5 protein-coding genes and 2 pseudogenes are annotated in these 4,735 nt (G+C 69.5%); 3 read left to right on the top strand and 4 right to left on the bottom strand.

Translation table 11 applies throughout. The annotated features are described in order from the left end of the window. Positions 1-397 precede the first annotated feature (397 nt). A complete protein-coding gene (locus tag FMEAI12_RS32930; protein ID WP_112109044.1) occupies positions 398-1,600 on the top strand; it encodes an ABC transporter substrate-binding protein in 1,203 nt (400 codons plus the stop codon). Positions 1,601-2,069: 469 nt separating this feature from the next. On the opposite strand, the gene FMEAI12_RS32925 is transcribed toward FMEAI12_RS32930, so the two are convergent. The 3 genes and pseudogenes from FMEAI12_RS32925 to FMEAI12_RS40365 all read right to left on the bottom strand — a co-directional run. Next, complete coding sequence (locus FMEAI12_RS32925; protein ID WP_200835501.1) at positions 2,070-2,660, bottom strand: transposase; 591 nt, start codon at positions 2,658-2,660, stop codon at positions 2,070-2,072. Positions 2,661-2,831: 171 nt separating this feature from the next. Next, positions 2,832-3,110 (bottom strand): Tn3 family transposase, encoded by a 279-nt coding sequence (locus tag FMEAI12_RS38945; protein ID WP_207974676.1) that lies wholly within the window; start codon positions 3,108-3,110, stop codon positions 2,832-2,834. A 31-nt stretch (positions 3,111-3,141) separates the two neighbouring features. Further along, positions 3,142-3,303: pseudogene (locus FMEAI12_RS40365) on the bottom strand (Tn3 family transposase); the annotation flags it as partial. A 14-nt stretch (positions 3,304-3,317) separates the two neighbouring features. On the opposite strand from FMEAI12_RS40365, the pseudogene FMEAI12_RS37470 reads away from it, so the two are divergent. Both FMEAI12_RS37470 and FMEAI12_RS32910 read left to right on the top strand, forming a co-directional pair. Next, positions 3,318-3,515 (top strand): annotated as a pseudogene (locus FMEAI12_RS37470) (hypothetical protein); the annotation flags it as partial. A gap of 71 nt (positions 3,516-3,586) precedes the next feature. Further along, the gene (locus FMEAI12_RS32910; RefSeq protein ID WP_112109043.1) at positions 3,587-4,147 is read left to right on the top strand and encodes a GNAT family N-acetyltransferase; all 561 of its coding nucleotides are present in this window, start codon (positions 3,587-3,589) and stop codon (positions 4,145-4,147) included. A gap of 62 nt (positions 4,148-4,209) precedes the next feature. Here FMEAI12_RS32910 and FMEAI12_RS32905 read toward each other — a convergent pair. Next, on the bottom strand, positions 4,210-4,735 hold a 526-nt coding region (locus tag FMEAI12_RS32905), incomplete at its 5' end, for a MarR family transcriptional regulator (protein WP_235014966.1).

Genomic DNA, 4,735 nt, shown 5'->3' with positions numbered 1-4,735 from the left:
GTTCCCACCCGCCCCGCCCGACCGTCCGCAGCGGCGTCGCGACAAGGTGCCCGCCCCGACTCTCGCGGAGGGCAAAATTCACCGATACGACTGGATTGGCGACGGATCCTGGACCGAAGACCCGGCGCTTCACCGGCAGCCGAACGAGCCTGCGCATCGAATCCCGTCACGTTCGCCCGCACCGTCAGAGACGCCCAGCATGCCCAGCCTTGCCGGAACGCAACAGCCGGGCCAGGGTCGGCCCGCCAGGGTCGCTACCATCCTGACCTGCACATCACTTGATGATCTGTAAGAAATGAAGGTCTCGGTGGGGGCGGCGGTTCCGGGCACGACCAGGTCGGCTTGCCGCGCCCCCGAGCCCTACCGCCATCCTCGTTTATCTTCTGTGGGGAAATTTATGCGCTTAGGTAGTTTGACGAGACCATTAGGGTTGGCGGCCACGATTCTCGTGGCCGCCGCGACCAGTTGCTCGACGCTGGGAGACGGGGGCGAGGCGGCGGCTGCCTGCAACAGCCCCGGTGTCACATCCGAGCAGGTGAAGCTCGGGTTCGTCGTCTCCGACTCGAGCGCCGCGCTGTCCTCGGCCCGCTCCGGGGTCGACGCCAGGATCGGCCTGGCCAACGAGCAAGGCGGCATACACGGCCGCCGCATCGTCTACCAGTGGCGCGACGACGCGAACTCCCCATCGCAGAACGCCCGCGTCACCGAGGAACTCCTCCGGCGTGAGTCCGCCTTCGGACTTGTGACGGCCACCTCCGCGATCGGTGACTCATTGGACAGCCTCACGACGCAGGGGGTCCCCGTCGTAGGTCTCGCCCAGTCGGCCTGGGCCAAGTACCAGAACTTGTTCTCCTACCAGTACGAGCCCTCACCCGAAACCGTCGGCCGCTACATCCAGGCCAGCCGCGGCACGAAGGTCGCCTTCGCAACCACGGGGGCGTCGGCGTTCACGTTGGATATCATCTCGCGGTACAAGGCCGCTTTCGGGTCGATTGGGCTCGCCACGACCGAGACCATTTCCTACGCGAGCAGCAGTGACAGCCCAGCCCGGGTGGCCCAAAAGCTGGCCGACTTCGGCGCCGACTCCTTGATCGGCTTCACGGCTCCCCAGGACTTCGCCGCCATCGTGCACGCCACCCGCGCCGCGAACCTGAACCTCGCCACCAGCGTCTCGCTCACCGGGTACGACCGCGGCCTGTTGCCCACGCTGGGCCCAGCCCTGGCGGGAGTCTCGTTCCCCGTGTACTTCCGCCCCTTCGAGGCCGGCGGTGCCCCCATCGACCGCTACCGCAACGCGATGACGCGCTTCGCGCCGGAGACCATCCAGCCTGAGCAGCAGTTCGCAATGCGCGCCTTCATCTACACCGACCTGTTCCTGCGCGGACTCGAACTGGCTGGCGACTGCCCCACCCGTGAGGGTTTCATCAGCGCACTACGGGGTGTGACCGACTACGACGCGGGGGGCCTGATCGAACCAGTCGACCTGAGTACCAACGCCGGCCAGCCGCTCAGCTGCTACGCATTTGTCCAGATCAACCCGGCCGGCGACGCGTTCCAGGTCGTCCGCGAACGCCTCTGCGCCGACGGCACGGGCAGCTGAGAGGAAGACCGCCACCGCTGCTACGAGACGGGCACCGTGCCTTCGCCCTGCGTGAGACAGGTGCGGGGCGACGGTGACCCGAAGCAGCGTGTTCGAGGTGATCCGCTCGCCGCAGGTCCGGCGTGCCCGCTATAGCTGGCACAGGAGGTCTCCCGCACCCGGCCCGGAGTGGACGCTACTCCGGGCCGGACCCGAGAGTGTGGGAGATGTACGCCGGCGGGACACGGCCGGGCGTCCCGACGCCCTACTACGGCCCCCGGGCGCTGCCCAGGGTCATTGCAAAGTCGTGTTTGTGCTGGTCACGAGGGTGATCGCCCGGTCGGGGTGGCGGGCGTGGTGGCGTAGGGCTCGGGCGATGTTGGTGAAGCCGGCGAACCGGAGCAGACTGATCACTAGGTTGCGGAGAGTGGCCATGACCTGGGGGCCGCTGCCGGTACGGGCCCGGTGGAGGTCTTCACCCAGGGTGACGTCACGGACCCAGTGCAGGCGGACCTCGATGGACCAGTGGCCGCGGATCCAAGTGGCGAGTTCGGCCGGTAGGGCGTCCTCGGCGGGCAGGGTGCAGATCGCGTAGACGGTTCACGGTGACCAACAGGTGTGCTCCGCGGCCGTGGAGGTAGTCGGCGTACGCGGTCTGCGCGTGCATCGCATCGACGGTGACCAGGACGTCGGTCAGGTCGGGGATCTGGTCGAGAACCGTGGAGAACAAAGGGATTTCGTTGGTTTTCTCGTCGACGTCGACCTGTGCCAGGACCACGCCGCGGGCGTGGTCGAGAACGCCGAGCAGGTGCACGGGGTGGGTGCCGTGCCGGGTGGCACGCATCGCCTTCCCGTCCACCGCGAGTACCCGCCGTACCCGGTGGCGCCGTGTCGGCCGGTGCGCGGCGGTGTCGACGGCGTCCAGCCGGGCCTGGATCCAGGCCCCGATCGCGGCTTCCAACGCCGTACGGTCCACACGTACCAGCACCCGCCCGGCCGGCCCCAGGCCGGCCCGGGCGTCCGCGGGCAGGTCCGCGGCCCATTCCCCGATCGCCGCGAACGACCGGGCGCCGCTGAGCATCGCACACCGCGATTGTCAGGATCAGGGCGAAGGGGTATCGCACCCCGCGCCGTCGGCGTGGGTCCGGATCAGCTGGTCTTGCCTTATGACGAGCCGGACGAGCCGTAGGAATGGTGCGGGGAGAGTTTAGAGGAGGTTCCCGGTGCGGTGTCGATGCCCTATCCGGGTCGCTCAGCTATCCAGGACGATATCGAGCCGGGTGGTGACTGCCGGTTCGGGCGTGGTCGTGTCGAGGACGCATTCGCCGAACCGGCGGATGTTCTCCCGGATGTAGGGGGAGATGGTGGCCAGGTCGTCGGGGTCGACCACCTGGCCTTCGGCGACGAGCTGGTTGACCACGCCGGTGATGTCCAGCGCGGTCTGGTAGATCACACAGTTGGCGATCAGCTCGTTTGAACTTGACGATCTTCTCGTGGTGGTCGGGGTCGCTGTGGCCGAGGATGTCGCCACCGAACATCAACCAGGCGGCGAAGCCGTGGAACGCCTCGACCTTATTCATCATCGCCGTGATGCTCTCCCGCAGCTCAGGTTCGGACAGGTAACGCAGCAGGACCAGGGTGCGCACCGCACGGCCGAGTTCGCGAAACGCCCGGTACAGCCGGTTCTTGCGGGAGTCATGGCCGAGCCGGCGCAACAGCGTCACCGACGACAGCGCGGCGGGCACGGCGGGTCCTCGCCGAGCACCGGGTGTGGGTCGCGATGACCAGCTTCGCCGGTCCCACCGGCGGTGGTTTCGCTCGCACGGCGGGCCGCTCGGCGATCTGGGCCCCCGACGGCACCCTGCGCGCCCACGCCGGCCCGCGGCCGGGCCGCCTGGCACGCACCACCCACCAGGAGCAGCCTGACCCGGCCTGACCTGGCGGAAGCGGAACCGGCCAGCGGAAATGGGTTGGCGTGGGCGGGCGGGCCGCGGTCAGGATTGCGCGGTGATCGACGACTTTCCCGACGGTGCCGGCCTTCCCGGCGGTCTGCTGCTGCGCTCTCCCATCCCCGAGGATCAGCGGCGGGTGCTGGCCGTGTTGGACGTCTGGTGGGCGGGTTTCGGGGGTGCCGCCGGGTCGCGGGAACGCAGCCTGCTGCTCCCCCGGTTGTTCTTCCAGCATTTCACCGACAGCAGTTTCGTGGTGGAACGGCCGGACGGTGCGCTGGTGGCGTTCCTGATCGGTTTCCTGTCCCAGTCGCAGCCTGAGGTCGCCTACATTCATTTCGTCGGGGTTGATCCGGCGTTGCGCCGCCGCGGTGTCGGGGCGTTCCTCTACCGGCGGTTCTTCACGCTGGCGGCCGCGCGGGGCCGCACCCGGGTGCGGTGTGTGACCAGCCCGGGTAACGCGGCGTCGGTGGCGTTCCACACCGGTCTCGGGTTCCAGGTGGACCCCGGCGACGCCGCGACGGCCGACGGGGTCCCCGTCCAACAGGACTACGACGGGCCGGGACTGCCTCGTGTCACGTTCACCCGGATCCTCACCGGCCCGCAGGAGGAGCGGTGAGGATCCGGGTGGAAGCAGTGAGCGCTGCGGGCGGGGTGCCCGCCTCGGCCGGGGGTGTGTGGTCAGTGGGGGCGGTCGGTGAGTAGGCGGGTCAGCAGGGCGGTGAACTGGTGGCGGTCGGCGGGGGGCAGGCCGGCGAGCAGATCGTCGCCGATCGCGGCGGTGACGGCGTCGAGGTGGTGCAGGTGGGTGGTGCCCTCGTCGGTGAGGGTGATGACGGTGCGGCGCCGGTCGGTGGCATCGGGGGTGCGTTCGACCAGGCCGCGGGTGCGCAGGTCGGTGAGGAGTCCGGCGGTGTCGGCGCGGTCGAGGGCGGCGCGGCGGGCGAGGGTGGCCTGGCTGGCCGGGCCGAACTCGTCGAGGGCGGCGAGCAGCGCGTAGTGGGCGGGGTGGGCTCCGAGCGCGGTGAAGGCGTGGGAGCTGCGCCGCTGCGCGTGTTTGGCGAGCTGCGCGATCAGCCAGTGGGTGGCATGTCGCAACCGGGCGGGCGCGGCGTCGGGTGACGTCGAGGCCATACCGGAAAGCCTAGCCACGGCGTTGGGGGACGGCGGCTGGTTGTGAGGGTGGGTGGTGGCGCACCGGTTCGGG

It is taken from the genome of Parafrankia sp. Ea1.12, from assembly GCF_900465275.1.
Lineage (GTDB): Bacteria > Actinomycetota > Actinomycetes > Frankiales > Frankiaceae > Parafrankia > Parafrankia soli.
The sequence above is the reverse complement of the archived record's forward strand: the minus strand, read 5'-3'. Positions and strand labels throughout refer to the sequence as shown.